The organism is Microcoleus sp. S36b_A4 (assembly GCF_036700645.1).
GTDB lineage: Bacteria > Cyanobacteriota > Cyanobacteriia > Cyanobacteriales > Microcoleaceae > Microcoleus.
In genome coordinates, this window is sequence record NZ_JAUBPI010000090.1 from 1 (window position 1) to 26,055 (window position 26,055).

The following is a 26,055-nucleotide window of genomic DNA, read 5'->3' on the forward strand; positions in this document are numbered from 1 at the left end:
TCATTAGTCATTAGTCATTAGTCATTAGTCATTAGTCATTAGTCATTAGTCATTAGTCATTAGTCATTAGTCATTAGCGCATCTTAAGCTAAACGCAGGGTGCAACGATTTGTATATACCTTACCTTATTCGGTTTCGTCAGACACCCGGAAGTAAATTAACACAGGAATCAATATGATTACCGTCAACAGCATAGAAAGCGCCGAACCAAAAGGCCAATCGCGGGCTCTCATAAACTGATTCTGAATCAAATTTCCCACCATAACTGTTTTAGATCCACCTAATATATCCGGTGTGATGAAAGCGCCGACAGCGGGAACAAAAACTAAAATCGAGCCTGCAACAATACCACGAGTTGTTAATGGTAAAAATACGCGCCAAAAAGTGCGAATATCATTTGCACCTAAATCGTGAGCGGCTTCTACTAATGAAAAATTGAAGCGTTCTATGCTAGAATATAAAGGCAGAACCATGAAAGGTAAATAGCCGTAAATAAGACCGATCGCCACAGCAAAAGGCGTAAAAAGCAAGTTTAACGGTTCGCTAATAATTTGCAGGCTTTGCAGGGCTGTGTTAACTACTCCTTCGCTACGCAGCAGTATAATCCAGGCGTAGGTTCTCACTAAAAAATTAGTCCAAAATGGAATAATTACCAGCAAAAGCAAAGCATTTCGCCAGCGAGGAGAACGGGTGGCGATGAAGAATGCTAGGGGATAGCCAACTAACAAGCAAGTGGCTGTTGTTAGAAAAGCCAGCCAGAGCGATCGCCCAATTACTCCTAAGAAAAGTCCACTGAACAAACGCTGGTAATTGCTGAGAGTAAATATCCAAGTAACACCGCCGTAAGTACCGCGTTCTAAGAAACTGTACAACAGTACAATTAGCACGGGCAAAATGAAGAAAACCATCAGCCATGCCGTAGCGGGAAATAAGAGCAGCAACAGGTTAGTCTGCTGGCGGTTTTTGACACTCATTATTCACTCAAGCGAAATTTAGCACATAATGCAACACATTTTATATCAAATCCGCATTTTATGAATTATGTCATCATTAATAAATTATCAAGAGGTACGCAATGTCAGCAGAATCGTCAACCCCAAAAATAGTCGTCGTCGGTGCAGGATGGGCCGGTTTAGGCGCTACCTATCACCTAGCACAGCAAGGCTATGATGTCACCCTGCTAGAAGCAGGCCCTTATCCGGGTGGCTTAGTTGCAGGGTGGAAAACCGCCGGCGGGCGTTCCGTAGAAGCAGGCATTCATGGCTTCTGGTATCCCTACAAAAACATCTTTTCCTTAGTCAAGGAATTAGGACTCGATCCCTTCACGCCTTGGACTCGTTCTTGTCAGTATTCACCAGCAGGATTGGAAGTAGAATCGCCAATTTTTCAGGACGAACCGCGCCTTCCCACACCGTTAGGAACCTTTCTTTACACCAGATTTAAAAGACTGCCATTAGTCGATAGACTTTCCGCCTTACCCTTACTCTACGCCGTCCTAGATTTCGACAATTCCGACGAAGCTTGGCGCAGGTACGATCGCGTCACAGCCCGCGAACTATTCAAACAGTTTGGCGTGTCTGCAAGACTCTACCGCGATGCTTTTGAGCCTATGTTATTAGTAGGTTTATTTGCACCAGGAGAACAATGTTCTGCCGCCGCTGCTTTGGGAATGCTTTATTATTTCATATTAGCACACCAACCGGATTTTGATGTAGTTTGGTGTCGCGGAACTGTGGGAGAAAAAATCTTTCGTCCCTGGGTCGATCGCCTGAAAAAACTAGGTGCAAAAGTATTGACAAAGCAGCGAGTTACTGACTTAGTAGTTGACAGCCACAACAGAGCAACAGGCGTTGTTTGCGGCGAAGAAACCTTCGATGCAGATGCAGTTATTTTTGCAGTTGGCGTCACGGGAATGCAAAAAATAATCAGCAGCAGCCCAGCTTTGCAAGGTCGCCAAGAGTTTCGGGACGCGATGAATTTGGGTGCAGTTGATGTGTTAGCTGTTCGCCTGTGGTTTGACCGAAAAATTGACATTCCGCTGCCTTCTAATGCCTGTTTTGGATTTAGTTCAACTACGGGATGGACGTTTTTTGATTTGAATGCTTTGCACGACGAATTTAGAGACGAACCGGGAACAGTTGTCGAAGCTGACTTTTATCACGCCAATCAATTAATTCCCCTGAAAGATGAGGAAATTGTGGCCTTAGTTCAGCGGGATTTAGCCACTTGTATCCCCGCTTTTCGGGAAGCAAAAGTAATTGACAGCAGCGCGATTCGGCTGTCGCGGGCCGTGACGCATTTTGCCCCTGGTAGCTATCAATATTTGTTGCCTGCGGTAACAAGTTATGATAATGTATTGATGAGCGGCGATTGGGTTGTGACCCGTCACGGTTCTTGGTCGCAGGAAAAGGCTTATGTTACTGGTTTGGAGGCGGCAAATTTGGTAATTTCGCGTTTCGGAATCGGAAACAAAGCGGCAATTATTCCCGTGGAAGCTGACGAACCGCACATTCAAATCGGGAGAAAGATTAATCAGTTTACTCGCAGTTTGACTAAAACTTTCATTCCCGATTTTTGGCTGCCATAAGAAGAAAGAAATTAGCCAACGGATGCGGCAACGCATTTAACGGATGTCAGGAAGAAGGGCGATTCCCGTCGGGTTAGCTAAGAGGCCGATCGCACTAAAATGACTGTACAGTCGCACCCGCGCGCCACAGCTTCCGGGATATTCCCGTGAATCACCTGCTTCAGCAGCCCTTCACGGCTTGCTCCCAGGACGATCGCATCGCACTGATCGTTCTGAGCCAAATCAATTAAAGCATCAGAAACCGATTTAGCGCAAACCGAAGTCGCTATTATCGAACAGCTAACCCGGCGCTTGATAAACTCCGCTGCTTGCTTTAATTCTCCGCGATCGGGTTCTGCAACAGAAGGCTGATGAACCTGACACAATTTAATCTCCGGTACAGCACTCGCAGCCACCAAAGCAGGTAGCAGCCGCAAAGCCGCAGCTTGCTTGTAACTGCCGCGAATAGGCACCAACCAGCGATGCAAACCCATCAGCGTGTGCAGTCCCAATTCTGGCCCTGGAAGGTCTGAATTCGGCGGGGAAAGTTCCGTCTCTGGAGTCGCTAATGAATCTGAGGATATCGCCAATCCGGGATTATCTGCACCATCAACTCCTTCGGTATTGAATTCCCATTCAATAGACGTATATTTTCGCCCGCTGAAAATGGGGGAAAACTCATTTTTCTTACGTGTTGCTAATAGTTTTTCGCTCCACTTCACCAAAATAACCTCGCAGCCTGCTTGCCGAATTACGGTATCCACCACATCGCCAAAAATGCGTCCTTTTGTGGAAAATTCGCCTTGCCAGCCCATCAAAATTGAATCGATATGTCGCTCCTTTATTGTCTCCAAAATCGCGTTAGGCACGTCGTGAGCTACCCGTATTTGGGTGTGTACCGGCAAGTTCCAATTGCGAATTATTCGCTCTGCTTGTTGTAGCAGGCGGCGGCTTTTGGTTGTCCGCACTGCGCTTTCTGAGGGGGAACTGTTGCGCGGTACTATGATGATTTGCAGGCATTCTAATTCGTAATTGCGATCGCGCGCAATCGCCGCAGCCAGCCGCAGCAAAGCGGGTGCTGTTTGGGGGTTGGAAAGCGGTACTAATAAGCGGCCGTTTCCCACTTGCGGGGCTTTGGTTTGATAGACAACATAAGAAGGTTCTGGATGCGGGCCCTGGGTGGTTTCTCCGCTGAGGCGATCGGATTCAACTCGGATAATGTCGCTGCGGGTAATAATTCCCACCAAACGCCGACCTTCTACGACTGGCAAACGGCTGATATTGTAGTTGTTGAGCCTGTACAATACCTCGCTTAAAGTATCGCTTGCTTTGACTGCGATCGGCTGTACAGTCATAAATTCTTTAAGCAGGGAGTTGCCGGACAAATTGCGCCCGCTGGCATTTGCCAAATCGGTTTGACTGACAATTCCCACTAATTTGCCATCTTCAACTACTGGAAATCCTCGGTGGTGCGATCGCGAAAAAGCCTGCATCACTTCATCAAAAGTCAGCAGACTCGAAAGAGTTTCAACTCGGCGCTGCATCACGTCATCTGCGTGCAAGTCGCTCAAAGTATTGCTCGCAGCTTTTGCCTTTGTCAGTTGAATGCCGTTAAAATCCAAAAGGCGATCGTACAAAGAGCCACTGTCCACCTTTTCCGCCACCAAATAAGCAACTACAGAACAGATCATCAAAGGCAGCACTAATTTGAAATCCGCCGTAATTTCAAACACAATCACTACAGCAGTAATCGGCGCCCTAGAAACCGCGCAAAAAAACGCTCCCATTCCCGCCAAAGCGTAAGTTACCGGCAAACCGACTCCCAGGGAATCTGCCTGCACAATTCCCACCATGTGACCGAGTGCAGAACCCATAACTAGGGCAGGGGAAAACAATCCTCCCGGAGCTCCAGAAGCAGCGGAAATAATTGTCAGAAAAAAGTGAGCTACAAAAGCAATTAAACTCGTTATCCCGCTTGCTTCACCGGTCAGCATAAACTCCCGTAAACCAGTATTATCGCGGAAAGTTGCTGGAAGAAAAGCTATTACTGAACCGCAGATTAAACCAGCTAGAGCCATTCGCACAGGCAAAGCTAATTTGAGCGATCGCCTGTTAAATTGCAAGCTAGCCATAATCCCTTTGGTGAACAAAGCTCCCAGCCATCCCGCTAAAACTCCTAATAGTATATAAAACGGGATTTCCTGAGCATCAAAACTGGTTTGGTACGCGCGAAGGTTCAAATTTAAACTATCGCCGCCCAAAAGCTGCGAGACAACTGCACCGATAAATGAAGCGATAATTGCAGTCCCTAAAGTCAATCCCGAAACGTCGTGCAGCAGTTCTTCAACTACAAACAAAACTCCTGCAATGGGAGCATTGAAACCAGCAGCCAATCCGGCAGCAGCACCGCAAGCAATCAATTGTCGGCGGTAGTCTGGGGAAGTCGGCATCAAGTGACCTATCCAGCCAGCCAAAGATGCTCCTATTTGCACAGTCGGGCCTTGCCTGCCTAAAGTTAAACCGGAACCAACTGCTAAAATAGTCGTCAGAAGTTTGGCGACAGCTACTCGCAAATCTAAGGAAAGATTGACTCCGCCAAGAGCAGCTTTGACGTGAGGAATGCCACTGCCGGCAGTTTCGGGAGCCAAACGCTCAACCAATAAACCTGTCAGCAACCCGCCCAATAAACCGACACTGGGCAGTAATATCCAAGCTGGAATTACTGTCGAGGTAGCAACTCGCCAACTGCCCAGCCATCCGACTCCTGATTTGAGCAAAACACCAGCCAGTCCTGAAATTAAACCGATCAGACAAGCTTCAAAAATGGCTAGGCGTTTTGGTCGTAAAAAAAGTTGAGATTTGATAACCCTGGAAGGTTCCCTAAATTGTTTAGGGATAGTTATGTACGGCATAAATAGCGTAGATGACCTGAGAATTGTCTGCTCGATCGCACTTTAGCGAAAAATCCTTCGATACTTACCTAAAATCTGCTGTAATTCCGATGCTACCGGATTTGATATCAATCTGCGATTTTTTTACCTTATAGCCTCCACCAGTGTTTTTAAATCCGGCACTTCTAAATCAGGCTGGCCGCTGGCCGGCAGTGTCGCGCAAAATCCTGTTTTTTCGTGTCGGCGATTTACCCAAATATATCTCGTGACTTGACAGCAATTGTCTCAAGACTAGCAGTATTCCCCTTTCCCCATCTCTCAGAGTGCCGTAGCAGTCAAAACTCACTACTGAAAATTGATTAAATTCAAGCATAGTTAGCTCCGAGTTTAGGGTTGATATTCCGCAAAAATCTCAATTTTGCCCACAATGTTTTGATTAAATTGAGCCAATTCTTCTGCCGGAATCCAATATTCTTGGTGAATCGAACTGCCCACATTTTGAACTGGATATTTTTTTAAGAATTCTGTCGCCACCCGAAAGCGCGTGACATAGCCGAAATATCCCGATGCTGCATCTCTTGTATTCCAATCTCTCGCGATTTGTATGGCATAGGCTTTGTGAAGTACGGGATAAAAAGTAGGCTGAAAGGATAAGCGTGGCGGAAATGCCAGAAAATCGCTTTCTTTAATCAGTTCCATTTCTTTTTTGCCGACGGCTCGGAACAGCGTTACTGTCTCTTGATCTGATATATTGATATTTTTAAACCAAGCTTTCCACCCGTCCCAATTGTGAACTATTTTCGCCAATTCAGCGTAACCGGCGGCGCGGGGATGGGAAACGTCATTTTCGGTAAGTTCTTTATGCCAAATATCCGAGTTTTGCAGCGGGGTGCAAACATCTAAATAAGGCACATTTAACTCGTTGCAAACTTGGGAAAACTGTTCAGATAAGTTGGCAATCCGCCTTGTGCGATCGGCATCAATAACTGGCGGTGGCCCTACCATTAATACTGGAAATATTTCTTGGGCTGATGAGAGAATACAGCGAGCATTTTCAATTGATTTTTCAACTTCTATGCGATTTTTTTCGTTTTCTCGGTAAGTGTCGTTGACGCCAAAGGAAAATACTATTCTGCCATCGCCGTAGTGAGGTAAGCGGCGAGAAACTTCGTTGAACCAACGAGTTTCTATATCGGCACTGGTTTCTCCCCTTATTCCTAAATTGTAGTAGGTAATATCGTGTCCTTGTCCGCACGCGGCAGCGCAAATCCGTCCTGTCCAACCGAGACATTTGGGATCGCAAGTACCGTTTACAAAAGAATCGCCGATAAAACAAATACGCATATTATGTATGGGAAGTGGGAATTGTTGACTGTTGACTGTTGACTGTTGACTGTTGGCTGTTGACTGTTGACTGTTGACTGTTGACTGTTGACTGTTGACTGTTGACTGATGATTGATGACAACTGACAACTGACTACTAACAACTGCCAACTAACAACTGACAACTGACTACTAACAACTGCCAACTGCCAACTGACTTTAATTCTTACCGATGACGGACAATCCTTCTACAATTACAGATGGTGTTTGGCAAGAACCGTTCCACTCGGAATCTCCTCCCAATTCTACCAATTGTTTGAGGACGTTGTAGACGTTTCCAGCTACCATTGTGTCTTTGATTCTGCCGACTATTTCACCTTTTTTGACTCGGTAGCCTAGATCGACATTAATTGAAAAATCGCCGGAAATTCCAGCACTGCCACCAAGCATTTGATCGACTACAATTCCGTCGTCTAATTTAGCGATTAAATCGATTAGCGAAAGCGAACCTGGCTTAATCAAAATATTGAACAAACTCGGTGTCGGATAGCTGCCCAAACCCGGCCGAAATCCGTTGCCTGTGGTGCCACTGCCCAAGGCTCGACCGGTGGTGCGATCGGTATAAAATAGCTGCAACACTCCGCTGTTGATAAAGACGATCGCCCGCGTGGGAGTACCTTCGTCGTCAAAAGGACAGCTATAGGGCCCGATATCCGGCTGCTGCGACAGGGTGACAAGCGGCGAAGTCACTTGTTGGCCTAATCGATCGTTCCAAGGCGAAGCGCCTTCGAGTACCTGTTTGCCGTTCAACGCCGCACAGACAGTCCCCCACAGCAAATCGGCTGCTTTGGCTGTAAATAGCACCGGCACGCGGCCCGTGGCGGGAGCAACATTGTCTTTCGCCCATTCCAAACGCTGCAAAACCCGCTTGGCGCTGGTGTTTAAGTCGAGGGTGCCGCGTTCGGTTTCGCCTTCCCAAATGTTGAGGAAATCTTCGCCCCGCACTAATTCTGCTGATAAGTAACCGCTGAGGGTGGTGTCGGTGTGACTGGAATCCAAGCCTTTGGTGTTCACCAAACGGGTGCTCTCGATTTCGCAGTCGAGTTCGGCGGTGCAGAGGCTTTCTGGATAAGCTTCGCGGACGATCGCGATCGCCTCTTTGCCCCAGTTTACTAGCTGTTGGGCCGGCACCGACACTCCGCGATCGGGATAAACAACTTTCTCACCGGTGCCGAGTTCGATGGTTTCCGGTTCGTTAAGTTGTGAAAGCGCGATCGCCCTGTCCACCAAAATTTGCAGTTCCACGGGCCCGTAGGCCACCGCCAAACCCGGCCGCCCGTCCCGCCACAGCCGCAGGGCAATGCCTTCTGCTTGGGCGGTTTCTAGCTGTTTGAGGCGGTTTGCTTCAAAAAAGACCGGCCGCGAGAGCGATTGCGATTCCAATACCTCAGCAGCTTCTGCACCTGCTTTGGTGGCTAGTTCTAACAGTTGTTCTGCTGATTGGTGATTGGTCATTGTTGTCGGTGGTTGGTAATTAGTCAGTTGGCAGTTGGCAGTTGGCAGTTGTCAGTTGGCAGTAGTTATTAGTTAGTTGGCAGTTGTCAGTTGGCAGTAGTTATTAGTTATAGCCTTTCTCAGTAACATGAGATGCTCGTAGAGCATAGACCTCGCGGGTCTTGGACTGAAAAGCATACCTCAATTATTTGAGAACCGCTATATGAGTTATTCGTTATTAGTCAATCTAGCTGTTAACTCTAGACTAAATAACTGTAGATTATTAACTGCTACTAACAACTAACAACTGACTACTAACAACTAACAACTGCCAACTAACAACTGACTAATGACTAATGACTAATGACTAATGACTAAATAGTTAGTTCGTGCAGCAGCCAAAATCCTGCAAAAGATTCCGATTCGGGATTCGACTGAATTGCTAAAAAATGTACTTTTTTTGCTTGGTTTTTAGCTGCTTCAAATCCTTTCGCTTCTCTCTCAGTTCCTGCATCTCTGAGATTAGCTAAAATCCAGCGATCGTTAGCTCCCGTATCTAATACCAGCCTAGCGGGTGGGCCACTCTCAAATTTCAGAAAAGCCAACTCTAAACCAGACATCCAACCTGCCAAAGCTGTTGCTCTCGACGAGTAGATAATTAGTCCCGGAATTTGCGTTTCTGGGGCGAGGCGTGTCATCGGCAGTCCGAAAGCTTCGCCAAATCCGATATCCCACTCGGACATTTCGTCAAAAGCTGCGATCGGCAAACTCACAAACGCCCATTTTTCCCCGATTAAAGCATCCGGCAGCGCAACTGGCGTTTCTGGTACAAATTGAACGCTCGGGTTGACGACCGGTTGATAGCCCGGTTCGGCGGGATAAACGTCTTGCATCCGTTCTTCCAGCCACAGGCTAAGGGCGAGGGTGCGGCGGCTGCAGGCGGCGGGAATGTCCAAGTCATCGCAGGCTTTAGTAATCATGTTCGCCATTTGGCGGCGGAAAAAGCGGATTTTTTCGGGGCGTTTCGGTGCTGCGGCGATCGCATCTTTAATAGCACCCGCCAGCCACAGGGAATTTACGGTAGAACTGGAGCAGAATTGCGAGTAGCGAAACAGAGATTCGGCCTTGTCGCCTACATTCAGCGGGCTTTCGCAGATCAACACTTCCCATTTTTTTTTCTCTCGCTCGTCTATGATTGGACGGCTGTAAAAGTCGAGTTCCCAAATAGTAGCCATGCCGCGCTGTTTAAAATTAATCCTTTCTCATGTTACCGGACAGCGGGCAAGTTTCTGATTCTGACAATTTAAGGCTGATTTTCAATCGCGGGCGATCGCACTTTCCCTCATATTGCCACTTTCCCTTGCAGCTTCCCGTGTAATTTTTGGCAGCAGTGCACAACCGGAAGCATTAGCAACTCCTCGGACAACTGTCGCGGAGCAATCTCAACACGCGATCGTTTGTTAAACTTGTGCAAGCCAGGGAAAACAAACAGTATAGCTTGATTCCATGAGACAAATCATTCTCGAAAAGATTGTTTCCACCTTAAAACCTTTAGATTTTGTTCTCGCTTTGTGGCAAGGAGGTTCAGCAGCCCACGGATACACCGACGAGTGGTCAGACCTCGATATTGCGGTTGTGGTTGAAGATAACTGCGTGGAACAAACCTTTGATATTGTTGAAAAATCCCTCGCAGAAATTGCCGAAATCGAACTCAAATATCGAGTTCCCGAACCCGCTTGGCACGGTCAATCGCAGTGCTTCTGGCGGCTCAAAGAAACCCCGCCGTTTTTGCTAATTGATTTCGCCGTTTTCCGGCGCAGCAGCCGCAACGATTTTCTAGAAATAGAGAGACACGGGAAAGTGCCGATCGCCTTTGACAAAGCTAATATAATTGTACCGCTTCCTTTGGATAAAAACCATCATTTATCCCAAATGCAAACCCGATTCAACGAAATTAAAATTCGTTTCGATTTGCTGCAACCTCTGGTAAAAAAAGAAATTTATCGCGGACATTTAGTAGATGCGATCGGCAACTATCACAATTGGACGCTTCTACCCTTAGTCGAACTGTTGGGCATGATTTACCGTCCCCACAGATACGATTTTGAACTAAAATATTTCAGCCGAGACTTTCCGCCCGAAATAGTCGATCGCGTTGCACCCCTTTTCTGCATCGCCCACCTTGAAGATTTGACAGCAAAACAGCAAATAGCTGAGGCTTTATTTGCAGAAAGTTTACCGCTTGCAGAAGCTAATTTTTACTTTGATAACACCCTAAAACTACCGCTATAGGCTCAAGGTTTCGTACCGAAAGCGATAATATAGTAGCATCAACCTTAAAGAGTAACATCCCGTGACAAAACTCAGCGTCAACATCAACAGAATCGCCCTCCTAAGAAACTCTCGAAACATCGGCATCCCCAGCGTTACTGAAGCCGCAAAAACAGTAATTGCCGCCGGAGCCCACGGCGTTACAGTCCATCCCCGCCCCGACGAAAGGCACATCAAAGCTGCGGATGTTTACGAATTAGCTAAAATGCTAACCGTTGAGTTCAACATCGAAGGAAATCCGTTTCAGCCGCCATTTATGGATATAGTTTGCGACGTAAAACCCGCTCAGTGTACCTTAGTCCCAGACGCTCCAGACGTGCTAACATCGGATAGCGGTTGGGATATTCCCGAAAATCGCGATCGGCTCTTACCAATCATTGAAAAATTAAAAGACAATGGTATCAGAGTCAGCTTGTTTATGGAGGCAAATGCTGCTCTCATGCCGCTAGCAAAAGAAGTTGGAGCAGACCGAGTAGAACTGTACACGGAACCCTACGCAACTGCTTTTCGCGAAGGTAGAGTAGACTTTGTTTTTCAACAATATGTCTTAGCAGCTCAAGCCGCTCAATCAGCAGGTTTGGGAGTGAATGCCGGACATGATTTAAATTTGCAAAACTTAGCTAAATTTTGCTCTATTCCTGATATACTCGAAGTATCAATTGGTCATGCTTTAATTGCGGAAGCGCTAGAAATGGGGTTGTCCAAAACAGTAGAAGCTTACCTAAAAATTCTGGCAGGTTCGTAATACGAATTAACCTTGTCTAGCAGGGCAGATTTGGCAGCGACAAACCCGTTTGTATCAGAAACTCTGACTAAATCTGCCCTAGAAAAATACAGGATCAAAACTTACTAAAACTCGGGTTGGACGTGCTACAAATATGGTAAGGTGCGGTTTGCAGCGCCCTACATAATTAGGCGATTGTCAAAAACGAAGTAATACGAGGGGCTGTAACCCCGTGGGGGTCTAGCAGTTGTCTAGTAGTAAGGCAGAGCCAGAATCCAAAACACCGCGTTTTTTGGGTGTGGGCATTTTTTTAACAAGATCCTGGGAAACAGCTTTAATTTTCCTCGACCCAATTACTAATATTCTCTGATGATATTATGCGTAGGTAGTATCATTGAAATGTCCGGAAAAACAGAGCCTACTACTTAGCTCCCCCATTGCCAATCTGCTACCATCAGGTTTTGTGCAAGTACGGGATATTTACGTGTATCCTCTATGCTGCTGTAGCCTCTGTGCGATCGCCAGATTTAATCCGGTGAAAACAGGCAAACACAAGTAACCATATACAACTCCTTACCCCCCCCTCAGAAGTGCGACATGAAAAAACTAATTTTACTGACTGGAATGCTACTCATGATGACGGCAAAATCAGTATTTGCCAGCCCAGTAGCCCCCAAAATTGCGCCGAGCGAGCTGATGGCTGCCTCGGAAATTACAGAAACCCTTAACAAACCCGTTATCTCTGAATCAGTTCCCAACCTCGAACCAATCAAGCGAATGTCAACCTCGGAAATCCGAGAAACCATCAACCAACCCACCACCTATATTTTTGAAGGCATCAAAGGGCGAGAACTCACTCTCTCCCTGTGGGCGGGACAACTGACAGCCGAACTGTACAGTCCCAATGGTGAAAATATGGGGGTTATTGAAAAAGCAGACAATCAGTGGATTGGCCAGTTGCCAGAGTCAGGTATTTACCGCGTGCGAGTTACCCCCAAAGGTGAAACCACCAGCTTCGTCCTGGGACGCGACTTTAACGCCAAGTGGACTTATAGGCCCGATCGCGCAATTCCCATAGCATTCAAGGAAAAACAAGCCACAGTCAAACTCAAAATGTCCGGCTACCAAATCCAGCCTATCACGGTTCAAGGCAAGCAGGGACAGACAATTAGGGTCACAGCTAGCACCAAAAATCTAGATCTGGCGATCGAATCTCCGTCGGGACAACTCCTGGATCAAGGCGAAGGTCAAACTTTTGCTCAACTCCCCGAGTCCGGCACTTACCGGGTAATCGTAGTTGCCAAGAGGCCGGTCAAGCCCTCAATCCGAGTTTCTGTGCAATAGCAAAGATTGCAGACATACTCTTGAGGGCGATCGAATTTGCGCCCGCCAAAAAAACAGCTCCCCAATTGGGCGAGCTGTTTTTTTTGCGTAAAATCAACCTTGGATCAGCGCTTCAAAACGTTCTTGTTTCCAAATGCAGCTTAAATCCGAGTCAGCTAAAGCTAGCTCTCGGTATAAATTAGGAATCAACTCCATAGCCCGCTGCAAATTGTCAAGGGCTAAATCAGCAAATCCCAGTAGAGCATAACAGCAAGCTTTATTGTAAAAAGCGTTAGCAAAATCAGGATTTATTTCTAAAACTGTTTCGTAGCAAGCAATCGCCTCAGAGTAGCAGCCTTTTCGTGCCAATTCCACACCCCGGTTGTACCAGATCAAATAATCCTCAAAGGGACGCTCCGAGGTGGGAGTAAACTTGCCATTTCTCTGATTTAAACCTACTAATTTCTCCAAAGCTACTCTCCGTTCGCCCACAGCGTCGGCTCTGCCCGGTTGTAGAGCGATCGATCGGCTAAAACTAGCCACTGCTTGTTTGTAAAGTCCCATAGAGTTCGCAGCTATACCGCGATTGTACCAAGCCTTCGCGTCATCAGGTTTAAACTCGATCGCCCGATCAAAACTGTTGAGTGCCTGATAGTAAAGCTTGAGTTCCAATAGGGCATTACCTCGGTTGTACCACGCCCAGGCAGCCTCCGGGTACAAATTTAAACAGCGATCAAAACTCAGAACCGCCTTCTCGTAAAGCCCCATATCGATCAGCGTCAGTCCTCGGTTGTGCCAAATACTCGCCGCGCACGGACTGAACTCCAGAGCCCGGTCAAAACTATTGAGAGCCTCCAACCACTCGCCCAACTTTCCTAAAGCAATAGCCCGGTTGTGCCAGCCAAAGCTCGCATTCGGCTGCACCGCCAAGGCTTCATCAAAACTCTTCAGCGCCTCTAAGTGCCGTTCTAAATTCCCCAAAGCCATACCTCGGCCGAACCAAGCCTTATAATGATCTGATTGCAACTTCAAAGCTCTGTTAAAGTTCGCCAGAGCACCATGATCATCGTTAGCTTCGAGGTGGCGCGAACCCAGATGGTAATACCAAGCCGCTTCCAAGTTTTGAATTAAGTTCATAATATTTTGTATCTATCTTAGGGATGATTCTACCTGAAACCATACCTGGAATAAAACTGTAATTCCACTAAAAATCTGAAAAATTTGATACAGGGGGATCGCCCGTACACACTGCCCGTAACAACCTCAACAATTTGCGGTCAAAACTAACTATTTTCCTCTAGTAAAAAGCTCTTTTAGCTAACCGCACTCATAGTTTTTTAGAGCTGCTGCGAATCTTAACTCTGCGTGAATCACGCAACTCTTGCCACCGCATCCCGAATTAGGTTTGCAGTTACACAAAGACTCCTAGGGCGTCCCAAGTCTAACTGCAAATCTCCTAGTGCTAATAGCTTCTACTTCTGCTTGCCCAATTCAAGCAACCACAACTGCTGTTTTAGCATTCTCACTCAACATCAACTGGCCTGTTCCATCAATACTAAAATCTTTCCCCAGCACAAAACCCTTGCCCATCAACCGCTGGCAAACAACCAGGGCAGTGATTCGGCGAATTTCTTCCATCACGTCAGCAGGAATCAAATAACTCAAACTCCAGATCACGGACTCACAGTCATACCAAATCAAACGCTCAATACTGACAATCATCAAAGCAGCTAAACTGTCAACAGGCAGCCGCCCTCTGAGATCCGCAATCAAATCCTTACCAATTAAGCTATTGCGAGTCATCATCGCTCTAGCCATCTTCCCAATTTCTTGTTCGAGTTCTAAATGATTCATGCTTGGCACTGGCTTTTATGTTTTTAAAGCACTACTAAAAGTAAAAACAGTAGCCGCTACCAGGCTCTGCCCTAGCGTAGCTGACGCAGGCTCTACCGTAACTCCTTTTAACAAAGTATACCTAAAGAAAGATCAAAAATGTATCTAAAGGCAGATACCAAAATATAGTTTTGTCAAAGTAATTCGCTTTGCCAAGCCCTAGAAGAGTTACTGGCAGCAGCGAATAAGCGCATTTTTGCCCGCCAAGGCCCAGGGTCTACTTTCGCCGGACTGTTTTGATCCCAATCCAGAGGGTCAAATATGCGAGATTCTTTAAGCTGACTACCGGGCGGTGTACGTCGCTTTCGCGCTCGGTGATCCTATCTTTCTTCTAGGAAATTGGAAAGCCCAGTTTGGTTAGCGCCCGGACGAGTTTACTGCGGGGTTGTTTGTTTTCGGCATTGGTCAATATGCGGGGTTCTGAGTCGGTTTTGGGGCGCACGGAGAGCCTGACGCTAGGTTGATCACATTCACATTGTCGCGATCGTCTATATCTTTGCAGGCGCTCTTGCCACCGTCTTTTCCCCATTAACAGCAGAAATAGGGCAAGCAAAGCAGGCAATGTGGCTAGACAGTCGCCTTTTATTTCGGGTATTTACAATTTTGCTTATCGTTCTGAACGCGATCGTCATCTCCTATGTGGCGATCGTAAACTTTAAAACAATTAATCAACTTTTTGCAAGCATCGTTAGGTGGTAAAATCAGGGGTTGCTTAGCAAGGGAGTTGATGAGTGAGGGGATATATTTCTAAACAGAATCATCCTGCCGTTAGAGGAGTTGTCAAGGGACTACCCCTAATTGGTTGCTTGCTGATCGCCATTTTTAGTTACTGGCTGTCTCAAACTTTGCCAGTTCAGGCAGATGCTGTTACATCTCCAAAAACTTGTCAAATTGGAGTTTACTTGACATCATTGCGAGATTTTAAGCCAGCAGAGAAGTCTTTTTCTGCAAACTTCTGGGTCTGGAGCGTTTGTCCTTTTGAGACTCCAAAACCTTTAGAAAGCCTCAAGGTTGTAAGTAGCAACGAAGTTAACAAGAATTACAGCAGTTTTTCCCGAAGCGAAAATTTGTCGGATACATTTAAGGCCAGTAAAAACGTATTCTGGTCTGAAGAGGAGATTAGCACAACTCTCTATTACAACTGGGACACAAAAAATTATCCATTCGATCGCCATGTATTGAAAATTACTCTTGAGGAAACACAGTTAGATGCTTCCACCTTCGTTCACGCCCCAGATTTTGCTGGCACAGGCTATCAGAAAGATATGGACTTGGAAGATTGGAAAATTATAGATTTTAAGATTGCTCAAGAGAATTTCCCTTATAGAACAAGCTTTGGTAGTCCGGGAATAAAAAGAGAACTAAATTCCCGATCGCGCTTAATTATTTCAATTACAATTAACCGCGAGAGTAAAGTTAGCTTTTTTAAACTTGTGATGGGAGTTTATGCTGCTGTTGCCCTCTCAATAATGGCATTGTTGCTGGATGAAGATATAATGGGCATCCTTGTCGGTAATTTGTTTGCAGTTATAGTGAATCTGCAAGCAGCTACCTCAGATTTGGGTAGTAGTAATTCTGTCACCCTGATTGATTTCATCCACATCATCGCAATCATTTACATCTTCATAACCGCAATTGTGCTGGTCTACACTCGATTTTTAAGTGAAGCAGAGCAGTCGGATTGGTCACGGTATTTAAGGCGCCGCCTTGCTGTTCCGATCCTGGCTGGCTCATTCGTTGTTGTTAATATTATTGTCATTTCTCATGCGGCGATCGTAGGTTAGATCAAAACGCCAGTGCACCAAAGATTACGAAATAATTTATTACTTGCTCATTTGGCGCTTATGTGCTAATCTTGAACAAGCTTATAGTCTAAAAATATTCATTTATCCCTAATAAAAACTGATAGTTATAAGTGCTAATTCTACTTTTCTACGCTGGGAATGACCTCTACGCTATCGACAGTTCGTACATTGTTGAGGTGATTCCACGAGTCAGTCTCAGAAAGGTGCAGCACGTACCAGAATACGTGGCGGGTTTGTTTAACTACCGGGGAGTTGTCTTGCCAGTGATCGATTTGTGCCATTTGATCCAAGGTACACCGAGTCGATCGCACCTTAGTACCCGCATCATGATCGTCAAATATCCGCGCCCGAATGAATCGCTACAATATCTAGGGTTGATGGCAGAACGGGTGACGGAGACACTCAGTATATCAAACAGAGATATTAGGGATTCCAGCATTCGGGTTGAGGAAGCACCCTACTTAAGTGGCACGATTGTCGATGAAAAACGGATTATTCAATGTGTCGAGCTTGAGCGACTTTTCAGCGATGAGCGACATAATTACTTGTTGATGGGTGAAGAAACTTAATCAGAAAGATTCAGCCTTGAATGGAACCTGCTCCTAATTCTATTACCCTACCAGTATTAATTTATCACCCCCCCACTTACCATGTTGAAGTCTATCACTAGCCGCATCATATTGGGCTTCTCAGTTCCCGTACTGTTCCTGATTGTGCTTGGTTCCATGCTCTTTTCGGGCATTGACAGCTTAGTTAAATTGCAGACGAACTCAAAGCAAGTCGCTGAAAACATAAATAATGTAGATGCGTATACTTATGATATCACTAGGATTATTGCCAGTATCCGAGGATATGCTCTTTATCCTAAAGACCAGTACTATCGCGGGACTTATACTAAAGCCCAAGAAGACATGCTTGTTCACAAGCAGGAATTGGAAAAGATTGTTGAACCACAGGTGCGAGAATTAATCAACGCACTCGTCCAGATTGGTGATGAGTACGATCGCGTTGCAGCGGGTGTTTATCCGCTAGTCGATGCCAATAAAATGGATGAGGCGAAACGAGAAATTTTAATTCCCCGTGTTGCCAGACTTGACGAAAGCCGGAGTAGGGTGAATAAACTTCTTGAAGCCAGACTGACCGACAATTTACAGGAAGCCGAGAAAGCCAAGCAGTTTCAGACTTTACTGATCGTGCTGGGTACGTTGTTGACAATGGTTGCCACGCTGATAAGCGCATGGTTGGTTGCTGCACCCATCCGACGAGAACTTCCAAGGGTAGTGCAAGCAGCAGAGCAGATTGCTGATGGAAATTTACAGCAAACAATTGAGCTAAACAATGATGCTAGCGAAATTGGCAAGTTGATGACAGCATTTCACTATATGTCCAAAAAGCTGAATTCGCTGATTCTCCAGATGCAAAAGTCTGGAGTGCAGATCAGCACTTCGGCAACTCAGATTGCCGCAGCCGGTAAAGAGTTAGAAGCCACTGTTGCAGAACAGCTTGCCTCAACTAATGAAGTGAGTGCAACCTCGCAGGAGATTGCCGCCACTTCTAGAGAGCTAGTCAAGGTGATGGATCAGGTGGCGCTGATGGCACAGTCTACAGCAATTGCTGCAGGTGCCAGTCAAAATGACTTAAACCGGATGGAAACGGTAATGCGCCAACTTTCAAATGCGACTACTTCCATTGCCACTAAACTTGGGGTGATGAATGAAAAGGCAAACAACATTAACAGTGTTGTCACGACCATTAACAAGGTTGCCGATCAGACCAACCTGCTGTCCTTAAATGCCGCGATCGAGGCAGAAAAAGCTGGAGAATACGGTGCGGGGTTTGCGGTTGTAGCACGGGAGATCCGTCGATTGGCTGACCAAACTGCCGTCGCCACTCTGGAAATTGCCCAGATGATCAAGGAGATGCAGTCGGCAGTTTCTACTGGCGTAATGGAAATGGATAAGTTTAATAAATCTGTTGTCGATAGCGTTGCCGATGTCAGCAAGATTAGCGATCAGGTTGCTCAGGTAATTCAGCAGGTGCAAGGATTGACCCCACGCTTTGAGCAAGTGAGCCAAAGCATTGAGGAGCAATCGATGGGATCACAACAGATTAGTGAAGCGATGGGGCACCTGAGTCAAGCATCTCAGCAGACGGTAGACTCTTTACGGGAGACGAACAGTGCTGTAGTGCAGCTTGATGAAGCAGCCAATGGATTACGAGTAGAAATTTCTCGATTCAAAACCGCTTAGGCTTACAGATGGTACTATCTGCGATCGCGACATTACTGAGCAAAACTATAGGCTTAGACCCTGATACAATTGGCTCCAACCGAATTGCCAGAGCAGCGGAAAATCGTCGAGTCGGCTGTAAATTGCCTGACCTCAAGAGCTATTGGGCACGGTTACAAACCTCGGCTTCAGAATTAGAGGAGCTCATCGAACTACTCATTGTGCCAGAGACCTGGTTTTTCCGGGATGGCAAACCGTTTGATTACCTAAAAACCTACGTCACCTCGGAATGGCTGCGGTCGCCAAACGGCAATCCGCTCCAACTACTGAGTGTTCCATCCTCTACTGGCGAAGAACCTTACTCACTGGCGATCGCCCTACTAGAAGCGGGTCTGCTTCCGAAACAGTTCGCGATCGATGCGATTGACATTAGTCATCGATCCCTGGCAAAGGCAAAGCGCGCAGTCTACACCAAAAACTCCTTTCGCGGCGATGTTTGGACAGGGCGAGAGCGTTACTTTCAGCAAACGGCGGAGGGTTACGAACTATGCCAGCCCGTTAGAGGACTCGTCAATTTCCAGCAGGGGAATGTAATGACCTCCCTTACGCTGATTCAAAAAAAATACGACATCATCTTCTGTCGCAACTTGTTGATATACCTGCAATCAGAAACGTGCTCACAGGTATTAGCAGCGATCGATCGCCTACTCATACCAGGAGGGTTACTGTTTGTTGGAGCGTCTGACACGGGAAAAATTGTCGCCGACCAGTACGTCTCTGTCCGTCAGCCTTTCACATTTGCTTATCGAAAGTCGAAACCATCGCTGCCAAAACAGGCACCCATCAATATTACTCAACTCAGACAGGTGCCATCTCAACTAATAACTCCTCAAACCATTGCCAAACAATCTTTAGGAGGGAAAATTTCCTCTGCCCCAGACACTCAGCAAATCAAAGAATCCGATCCATCTGCGAGTTCAAAGGATTTAAGCCCTGAACCAACCTCGTCTCTTGATTTACAAACAGTGAAAAAGTTAGCGGATGACGGGCGATCGGCAGAAGCAATCACGCTTTGTAACTCGTATCTTGTTCATCATCCAACGAGTGCGGCTGCCTACACTCTCTTGGGTGAGCTGTATCAGGCACACCAGCAGAATGCCCAAGCAGAGCGATGTTTTCAACGTGCTATATACTTGGAGCCAACCTCTTATGAAGCGTTAGTTCACCTCGCCTTATTGAAGGAAAATCAAGGCGATACAGTAGGGGCAAAAATCATTCAGCAGCGAATTCAGCGCTTGCAGCACCGTCTCAGAACAGAAGCTTAGAAAGGGAAACGTGATATGTTAAAAAATCTCTCCATGCAGGCACGCCTCATCTTTGCGTTCATGTTCATGGGAATTTTGGTGCTGATTGTAGCACTGGTAGGTCTGAGCGGCAGCTCTCGCTTGAGTAAGCACATCGATAACCTAGCCAGCAATAGTCTGCCCACCATCTCCGGCTTGTGGAAAATTAACGAAGGAAAAACCCAGATCGAATCATCAGAACGGGGCTTGCTGAATATCAATCTAAACAAAGATGCACGGCAGGCAGAGATAGATCGCATGGATAACGCCTGGAAGCAAATTCAGGAAGGGTTTCAGCAGTACGAAGCGACTCCTAAGTCGAACGCTGAACAGAAGGCATATAAAGACTTTTTAAATACGTGGAATACGTGGAAGAAAGCCCATGAGGAATTTTTGAGGCGTAATCTTGAGTTCGAGAGACTGGGAGTTTTCAATCTATTTGAAAATTCAGCGGGGAACGCTGGTTCGGCAATCGCTGGCTACAAAGAGCTTGAGAAGCAAGTTCAGGTAAACCGTCAACCCTTCACAGACGCCACCAATACACTTTTGAAGGTGTTGAAAATGAATGAGGATTTGACAGCGGAAACAGAACGTGTATCGGCGAAAGATGTTTCTCAAGTCGGATTTTGGGCATTTGTGGCAATCCTGATTGGTCCGGGAACTGCGTTGTTATTTGGAATTTTCTTTAGTAACACGATCGCCAAACCTTTGGGAGCCAAAATTGCAGGGGTAGTTGACATTGCCCAAAAGATTTCCGCAGGAGACTTAACCAGCGAAATTTCCCTCGCTGACCAGGAAGATGAAGTTGGTCAATTGCAGAATGCCTTTTACACCATGAATAAAGACCTGAATGCGCTAGTCAACCGCATTCAACAATCAGGTAATCAAATCACCCGTTCTGCCGACCAAATTACGGCGTCTGGAAGAAACCTGGAAGCAACGGTTACAGAACAGGTTGCTTCAACGAATGAAGTGAGTGCAACGGCTCATGAAATTGCCGCGACATCCAGGCAATTGGTAAAAACAATGGAGCAGATTTCTGCAATGGCTGAACAGACGACAGTAGCAGCAGACAATAGCATAAATGATTTAAACCACATCGATTCTGTGATGCGTCAGTTGTTAGAAGCGACTCACGTTGTGTCTTCCAAACTGGAAGTTATGAACCAACGAGCAAACAATATCAGCCGAGTCGTGACAACAATAACGGTTGTGGCAGATCAAACCAACTTACTTTCGCTCAATGCAGCACTGGAAGCCGAGAGAGCCGGAGAATACGGGGCAGGCTTTGCGGTCGTAGCACGAGAGATTCGCCGATTGGCAGATCAAACCGCTGTTGCCACGCTAGAAATTGAGCAGATGATTAAGGAGATGCAATCGGCAGTTTCTATTGGGGTAATAGAGATGGGTAAGTTTACGAAGTCTGTCGCTCATAGCGTCGAAGATGTAGACAAAATTAGCGATCAAGTTACTGAAGTCATTCAGCAGATGCAGGGATTGACCCCACGCTTTGAGCAGGTGAGTCAGAGCGTCGATGAACAATCTCAGGGAGCGCAACAAATTAGCGAAGCGATGGAGTATCTCAGCCAAGCATCTCAGCAAACAGCAGGCTCGTTGCGAGAAACCAATCACGCCTTAGAAGAACTTGACGAAGCGGCCCATAGCTTAAAGACAGAGATTGCGCGATTCAAAGTGATGGCATAGAAAGTGAAAATTGAGAAATTAAACAATGGAAAATTATTTGAATACGGTACTCATACCAGACGATTCTGAATTTGACCATCCAACACTGAACGATTGCTGGAATCAGATTGGGGTGATGGGCGATCGCACCTGTGGCGAACTGAAGACGGTTATTCACTGCCGCAACTGCAAGGTTTACTCGGCGGCTGGACGCAGCTTGCTAGAGCGCAATGCTCCACCAGAATATCTCCAAGAATGGACAGACATCTTGTCAGAAGCTTCCACACAGCAAGTGGGAGTAGGAGAAGGGATGCTAGTTCGCGCCACAGATACCCTTTCTGTAATCATTTTCCGTCTCGGTAGTGAACGGTTAGCATTGCCAGTCAACATCTTGCAAGAAGTAACTCCCCCTTACATCATTCATGCCGTCCCGCACCGCACTAACTCTGTATTTTTGGGGTTGGTCAACATTCGCGGTGAAACACTTCTCTGTATTTCGCTCAGAGACTTACTCGGTCTAGAGCCTGTCGCCGAATCAGCAGATTTCTCGAATACGATTAATCCGCAACGGATGATTGTGGCTGGAAAGAATGAAAACAAGTGGGTGTTTCCAGTGGATGAGGTTCATGGAACTTACCGCTTTCATCTTAATGAGTTCAAAGATGCTCCTGTTGTCATTTCCAAAGCATCGGAAGCTTACACCAAAGGCGTCGTTACTTGGCAAGGCAAGAAGATCAACTTTTTGGACTCTGAACTATTCTTTTACACCCTAAGTCACAAGGTTTTTTGACAATGAGCGATGATTCTATGCTGGAGCTATTTAGACAAGAAGCTGAGACGCAGATTGCGATCCTGACTCAGGAACTACTGATATTGGAAGCCAACCCTCAATCTGAGGATGCGCTGGAAGCGCTTATGCGGGCAGCTCACTCGATTAAAGGTGCCGCTCGAATTGTTTCTATCGATGCTGTCACTACTCTGGCACACTGGATGGAAGATTGCTTTGTGGCAGCCCAGAGCCAGATCATCACGTTAGGTTCCGGCCAAATTGATGTGTTATTGCAAGGCGTTGATTTGCTTCAAGCGCTTAGTCAGGTAATGGAAGTCGATCTACTTGAATGGTTGGCCCAAACAACAGGAGAGTTTGAGAGCTGTTATGACGCGATCGCGGCTCTGCTACCTCCTGATTTTAGCGAGCGTCGCTCAACGTCCCTGGTTCCAGTTGATCAAAGCTCAGCGCTGAGCCAAAGCGGTCGTCAGGAAATTGCCACGGCCCAGGCGAGTGCAATCCCAACAGATAGGGTGGTGCGAGTCACGGCAGAAAATTTGAATCGGATTATGGGGTTGGCGGGTGAATCGCTGGTTGAGGCAAATTGGCTGCAACCCTTTGCCGATTCTTTCACGACTCTCAAGTCCCGTCAATTAGAGCTTGCCAGACTTCTGGAAACGGTTCATACCACATTAGCAAACACTCCCATTAATTTAGAAAGCCAGGAAGTTCTAGATACAGCTCGGCGTAAAGCACAAGAATGTCGGGAAATGCTCACGGATCGCTTGGGTGAACTGGAACTATATGCTCGTCGCACAACCAACTTAAGCGATCGCCTTTACCGGGAAGTAATTGCCTCCCATATGCGTCCATTTGTTGATGGAGTACAAAGCTTTCCTCGCATGGTTCGTGACCTAGCACGAGGATTGAATAAGCAGGTCAAGCTAGAGATTGTCGGTCAGTCAACCCCGGTCGATCGTGACATCCTCAAAAAACTGGAAGCACCCCTGACTCACATGATTCGCAATGCGATCGATCACGGAATTGAATCCCCCCAAGAGCGAGAGGCAGCAGGCAAACCGATGGAGGGAACAGTTCGTCTAGAATCATTTCATCGTGGCGGTATGCTGGCAATTACTATTTCCGATGACGGAAGAGGAATTGATATCGATCGGATGCGCCAAAAGATTATCGATCGGAATTTAGGTTCACCCAAAACTGCTGCTCAACTTAGCGAAGCTGAAATCATCGAGTTTCTGTTTCTACCTGGATTTTCTACAGCCGAACAAGTGACTGAAATTTCAGGACGTGGTGTGGGATTAGATATTGTCAAAAGTATGGTGCAAGAGGTTGGTGGAACGATTCGCGCCACATCTCAATTCCGAAAGGGTACTAATTTTCACTTTCAACTTCCCCTCACGCTCTCGGTTGTCAGGACGCTAATTGTCGAGATTTCTGGTGAACCTTATGCCTTTCCCCTGGCACGAGTGGGTCAGATTGTCAAACTCGACAAATCGGACATTTATGTTGTGGAAGGTCGCCAATATTTCACTAAAGATGGTCAAAATATCGGGTTGATTGCAGCGAGCCACGTTCTAGATTTACCGGAGGCTTTATCTTCCGATGATGCGATCTGTGTAGTTGTGATCAGCGATCAATCCAACGCTTATGGCTTGGTTATAGACAAGTTTTTAGGTGAACGGGATTTAGTGGTGCGTCCACTTGATCCGCGTTTGGGTAAAGTTCGGGATATTAGTGCCTCTGCTCTAATGGATAATGGTTTGCCTGTTTTAATTATGGATGTTTCTGATTTGGTGCAATCCATTGACCACCTCCTCAACAGTGGTCAAATGAGACCTGTTGATGTCAATAAAGCAAAAAAAGCAAAAGGCAACGCTCGCCAACACATTTTAGTTGTGGATGATTCCATTACTGTGCGCGAAATGACTCGAAAGTTGCTGCAAAATCGAGGGTACGATGTGGATGTTGCCGTAAACGGAATGGATGCTTGGACTGCCATTCGGAGCAATCATTACGACCTTATATTGAGCGACATCGATATGCCTCGCATGAATGGCATTGAACTTGTCAAACAAATCAAAGATCATCCCACATTCAATTTGCTTCCGGTCATTATCGTGTCCTACCGCGATGCCGAAGACGATCGTATTCAGGGTATGGAAGCTGGGGCAGACTATTACATCACCAAAAGCAGCTTCCATGACGACACATTAGTTAACGCGATCGTCGATCTGATTGGGCAATAGCCATTTCACCAGAGTTAGCTAAAAATGAAGGGTAAGTTAAAAATTATGATTTCCCTACGGAAAGATTTACAGTGGATACATCCACGCTCAAATAATGCCTGTACTGAGAATGAGAATTGGGATTGTCAATGATACGGCTATGGCAGTGGAAGCCCTCAAGCGAGTGCTGCTAATCGTTCCAGGTTATGAAGTGGCATGGATTGCACGGGATGGGGCAGATGCGGTTGCCCACTGCGCCAAAGACACCCCCGACTTAATTTTGATGGATCTATTCATGCCAATCATGGACGGTGTGGAAGCCACCAGCCAGATCATGAAACAGTTTCCCTGTGTTATTCTGATTGTGACCGAAAGCGTTGAAAAAAATGCGGGGAAGGTGTTTGAGGCAATGGGGCATGGTGCCCGTGATGCAGTGAACACTCCTGTCTTAGGAATCCAAGGAAGTCCAGAGTCTGCCCAACCGTTACTGACAAAAATTGCGACTCTGAGTAAGCTAATTGGCAAATCATCTCAATCCTCAACTCCAAAAACCCAAACTTCAAAATTTACTTCATTCTCCACACCTTCGAGCCTGCTCCCTCCTCTAGTGGCGATCGGCTCCTCAACAGGTGGCCCCAAAGCTCTAGCCACTATTCTCTCCCGCCTACCAGCAAACTTCGGTGCGGCTATTGCGATTATTCAACATGTCGATCTGCAGTTTTCGGCGGGGCTGGTGGATTGGCTGAATCAACAAACACCCTTGACAGTGAAAGTAGCTAAAATTGGCGATCGGCTGGAGAAAGGTATTGTCTTAGTTGCAGGTACAAATGATCACCTCAGTCTTCGTTCGGATTTCACTCTGCATTACACAAAAGAACCGATTGACTATCCCTATCGCCCATCAGTAAATGTGTTTTTTAAGAGTCTTGCCCAATACTGGAACCACAAGGCAACCGCCGTGTTACTGACTGGGATGGGACAAGACGGTGCTGAGGGAATGAGCCTTTTGCGATCGCGGGGATGGCACACAATCGCTCAGGATGAGAAAAGTTGTGTTGTATATGGAATGCCCAAAGCGGCAGTTCAGCTAAATGCAGCGGTTGAAGTTCTGCCTCCTGAAGCGATCGCCGATCGGTTAGTTCAGCGAGTCCTCTTCAAATAACTCGGTATTCTCAATGTGAACGATGATAAAGCCAAGAGAAAGAAGTAGATAAGTGATACAAATTTGTAGACGAGACAATCCACTGTCAAGTCACCACTTCCTTTTTACCAAAAACGAGCATAGGTTTTTCCTAAATAGTTTTATTAGAGCATTGATTAAATAGAATATCAAAGAACATTGGCTTACTGAAGGTCTCCTAAGCTGTTGTGCATTTAAAACGCATAGTGGTATAATATAACATAATGATATTCAGACAAAGTGAATGCCTGCTAAA

General features: G+C 46.4%; 20 protein-coding genes. 12 read left to right on the plus strand and 8 right to left on the minus strand.

The features are described from left to right. Positions 1-125: 125 nt before the first annotated feature. Entirely contained in the window at positions 126-974 is an 849-nt protein-coding gene (locus QUA03_RS22915; RefSeq protein WP_333211837.1) for an ABC transporter permease, read from the minus strand. Positions 975-1,075: 101 nt separating this feature from the next. On the opposite strand from QUA03_RS22915, the gene QUA03_RS22920 reads away from it, so the two are divergent. Further along, entirely contained in the window at positions 1,076-2,587 is a 1,512-nt protein-coding gene (locus tag QUA03_RS22920) for an FAD-dependent oxidoreductase (protein WP_333215249.1), read from the plus strand. A 77-nt stretch (positions 2,588-2,664) separates the two neighbouring features. Here QUA03_RS22920 and QUA03_RS22925 read toward each other — a convergent pair whose 3' ends face one another. The 5 genes from QUA03_RS22925 to QUA03_RS22945 all read right to left on the minus strand — a co-directional run bounded on the left by QUA03_RS22925 (position 2,665) and on the right by QUA03_RS22945 (position 9,509). After that, on the minus strand, positions 2,665-5,478 hold the full coding sequence (locus tag QUA03_RS22925; protein ID WP_333215251.1) for a chloride channel protein: 2,814 nt from the start codon (positions 5,476-5,478) through the stop codon (positions 2,665-2,667). Positions 5,479-5,647: 169 nt separating this feature from the next. Further along, a complete protein-coding gene (locus QUA03_RS22930; protein ID WP_333215253.1) occupies positions 5,648-5,830 on the minus strand; it encodes a hypothetical protein in 183 nt (60 codons plus the stop codon). A gap of 14 nt (positions 5,831-5,844) precedes the next feature. Continuing rightward, positions 5,845-6,951: a GDSL-type esterase/lipase family protein gene (locus QUA03_RS22935; RefSeq protein WP_333215255.1), complete on the minus strand. Its 1,107-nt coding sequence runs from the start codon at positions 6,949-6,951 to the stop codon at positions 5,845-5,847. A 48-nt stretch (positions 6,952-6,999) separates the two neighbouring features. Then, positions 7,000-8,295: a TldD/PmbA family protein gene (locus QUA03_RS22940; RefSeq protein WP_333215257.1), complete on the minus strand. Its 1,296-nt coding sequence runs from the start codon at positions 8,293-8,295 to the stop codon at positions 7,000-7,002. 353 nt (positions 8,296-8,648) lie between these two features. Then, complete coding sequence (locus QUA03_RS22945) at positions 8,649-9,509, minus strand: Tab2/Atab2 family RNA-binding protein (protein WP_333058000.1); 861 nt, start codon at positions 9,507-9,509, stop codon at positions 8,649-8,651. Positions 9,510-9,780: 271 nt separating this feature from the next. Between QUA03_RS22945 and QUA03_RS22950 the strand changes: the two genes are divergently transcribed. The 3 genes from QUA03_RS22950 (at position 9,781) to QUA03_RS22960 (ending at position 12,673) form a co-directional block, all read left to right on the plus strand. Continuing rightward, the gene (locus QUA03_RS22950; RefSeq protein WP_333215259.1) at positions 9,781-10,566 is read left to right on the plus strand and encodes a nucleotidyltransferase domain-containing protein; all 786 of its coding nucleotides are present in this window, start codon (positions 9,781-9,783) and stop codon (positions 10,564-10,566) included. 61 nt (positions 10,567-10,627) lie between these two features. Beyond that, positions 10,628-11,350, plus strand: coding sequence for a pyridoxine 5'-phosphate synthase (locus tag QUA03_RS22955; RefSeq protein ID WP_333215261.1), 723 nt, complete (start codon positions 10,628-10,630; stop codon positions 11,348-11,350). A 576-nt stretch (positions 11,351-11,926) separates the two neighbouring features. Beyond that, complete coding sequence (locus tag QUA03_RS22960; RefSeq protein ID WP_333215263.1) at positions 11,927-12,673, plus strand: hypothetical protein; 747 nt, start codon at positions 11,927-11,929, stop codon at positions 12,671-12,673. Between the two features lie 93 nt (positions 12,674-12,766). Here the strand turns inward: QUA03_RS22960 and QUA03_RS22965 are convergent, their stop codons facing one another. Both QUA03_RS22965 and QUA03_RS22970 read right to left on the minus strand, forming a co-directional pair. Continuing rightward, entirely contained in the window at positions 12,767-13,789 is a 1,023-nt protein-coding gene (locus QUA03_RS22965; protein ID WP_333215265.1) for a tetratricopeptide repeat protein, read from the minus strand. 354 nt (positions 13,790-14,143) lie between these two features. Continuing rightward, entirely contained in the window at positions 14,144-14,506 is a 363-nt protein-coding gene (locus QUA03_RS22970; RefSeq protein ID WP_333215283.1) for a hypothetical protein, read from the minus strand. A gap of 950 nt (positions 14,507-15,456) precedes the next feature. Here QUA03_RS22970 and QUA03_RS22975 point away from each other — a divergent pair. The 8 genes from QUA03_RS22975 (at position 15,457) to QUA03_RS23010 (ending at position 25,781) form a co-directional block, all read left to right on the plus strand. Next, positions 15,457-16,329 carry a hypothetical protein gene (locus QUA03_RS22975; RefSeq protein WP_333215267.1) on the plus strand — a complete coding sequence of 291 codons (873 nt, stop codon included), beginning with the start codon at positions 15,457-15,459 and terminating at the stop codon, positions 16,327-16,329. A gap of 131 nt (positions 16,330-16,460) precedes the next feature. Continuing rightward, complete coding sequence (locus tag QUA03_RS22980; protein ID WP_333215269.1) at positions 16,461-16,919, plus strand: chemotaxis protein CheW; 459 nt, start codon at positions 16,461-16,463, stop codon at positions 16,917-16,919. Positions 16,920-17,000: 81 nt separating this feature from the next. Beyond that, positions 17,001-18,599: a methyl-accepting chemotaxis protein gene (locus QUA03_RS22985; RefSeq protein ID WP_333215271.1), complete on the plus strand. Its 1,599-nt coding sequence runs from the start codon at positions 17,001-17,003 to the stop codon at positions 18,597-18,599. A gap of 8 nt (positions 18,600-18,607) precedes the next feature. Then, complete coding sequence (locus tag QUA03_RS22990; RefSeq protein ID WP_333215273.1) at positions 18,608-19,903, plus strand: CheR family methyltransferase; 1,296 nt, start codon at positions 18,608-18,610, stop codon at positions 19,901-19,903. A 15-nt stretch (positions 19,904-19,918) separates the two neighbouring features. Continuing rightward, positions 19,919-21,625 (plus strand): methyl-accepting chemotaxis protein, encoded by a 1,707-nt coding sequence (locus QUA03_RS22995; protein ID WP_333215274.1) that lies wholly within the window; start codon positions 19,919-19,921, stop codon positions 21,623-21,625. A 370-nt stretch (positions 21,626-21,995) separates the two neighbouring features. Continuing rightward, entirely contained in the window at positions 21,996-22,394 is a 399-nt protein-coding gene (locus QUA03_RS29060) for a chemotaxis protein CheW (protein ID WP_445304812.1), read from the plus strand. A 2-nt stretch (positions 22,395-22,396) separates the two neighbouring features. Continuing rightward, positions 22,397-24,640 carry a hybrid sensor histidine kinase/response regulator gene (locus QUA03_RS23005; protein WP_333215279.1) on the plus strand — a complete coding sequence of 748 codons (2,244 nt, stop codon included), beginning with the start codon at positions 22,397-22,399 and terminating at the stop codon, positions 24,638-24,640. Between the two features lie 94 nt (positions 24,641-24,734). Next, positions 24,735-25,781: a chemotaxis response regulator protein-glutamate methylesterase gene (locus QUA03_RS23010; RefSeq protein ID WP_333215281.1), complete on the plus strand. Its 1,047-nt coding sequence runs from the start codon at positions 24,735-24,737 to the stop codon at positions 25,779-25,781. Positions 25,782-26,055: the final 274 nt, after the last annotated feature.

What these genes read in the sequence shown, in the direction of transcription:
- QUA03_RS22925 (WP_333215251.1), bottom strand. Translation starts at nt 5,478, where the DNA reads ATGCCGTACATAACTATCCCTAAACAATTTAGGGAACCTTCCAGGGTT.
- QUA03_RS22945 (WP_333058000.1), bottom strand. Translation starts at nt 9,509, where the DNA reads ATGGCTACTATTTGGGAACTCGACTTTTACAGCCGTCCAATCATAGAC.
- QUA03_RS22930 (WP_333215253.1), bottom strand. Translation starts at nt 5,830, where the DNA reads ATGCTTGAATTTAATCAATTTTCAGTAGTGAGTTTTGACTGCTACGGC.
- QUA03_RS22985 (WP_333215271.1), top strand. Translation starts at nt 17,001, where the DNA reads ATGTTGAAGTCTATCACTAGCCGCATCATATTGGGCTTCTCAGTTCCC.
- QUA03_RS22965 (WP_333215265.1), bottom strand. Translation starts at nt 13,789, where the DNA reads ATGAACTTAATTCAAAACTTGGAAGCGGCTTGGTATTACCATCTGGGT.
- QUA03_RS22915 (WP_333211837.1), bottom strand. Translation starts at nt 974, where the DNA reads ATGAGTGTCAAAAACCGCCAGCAGACTAACCTGTTGCTGCTCTTATTT.
- QUA03_RS22990 (WP_333215273.1), top strand. Translation starts at nt 18,608, where the DNA reads ATGGTACTATCTGCGATCGCGACATTACTGAGCAAAACTATAGGCTTA.
- QUA03_RS23010 (WP_333215281.1), top strand. Translation starts at nt 24,735, where the DNA reads ATGCCTGTACTGAGAATGAGAATTGGGATTGTCAATGATACGGCTATG.
- QUA03_RS22950 (WP_333215259.1), top strand. Translation starts at nt 9,781, where the DNA reads ATGAGACAAATCATTCTCGAAAAGATTGTTTCCACCTTAAAACCTTTA.
- QUA03_RS23005 (WP_333215279.1), top strand. Translation starts at nt 22,397, where the DNA reads ATGAGCGATGATTCTATGCTGGAGCTATTTAGACAAGAAGCTGAGACG.
- QUA03_RS22960 (WP_333215263.1), top strand. Translation starts at nt 11,927, where the DNA reads ATGAAAAAACTAATTTTACTGACTGGAATGCTACTCATGATGACGGCA.
- QUA03_RS22940 (WP_333215257.1), bottom strand. Translation starts at nt 8,295, where the DNA reads ATGACCAATCACCAATCAGCAGAACAACTGTTAGAACTAGCCACCAAA.
- QUA03_RS22995 (WP_333215274.1), top strand. Translation starts at nt 19,919, where the DNA reads ATGTTAAAAAATCTCTCCATGCAGGCACGCCTCATCTTTGCGTTCATG.
- QUA03_RS22920 (WP_333215249.1), top strand. Translation starts at nt 1,076, where the DNA reads ATGTCAGCAGAATCGTCAACCCCAAAAATAGTCGTCGTCGGTGCAGGA.
- QUA03_RS22970 (WP_333215283.1), bottom strand. Translation starts at nt 14,506, where the DNA reads ATGAATCATTTAGAACTCGAACAAGAAATTGGGAAGATGGCTAGAGCG.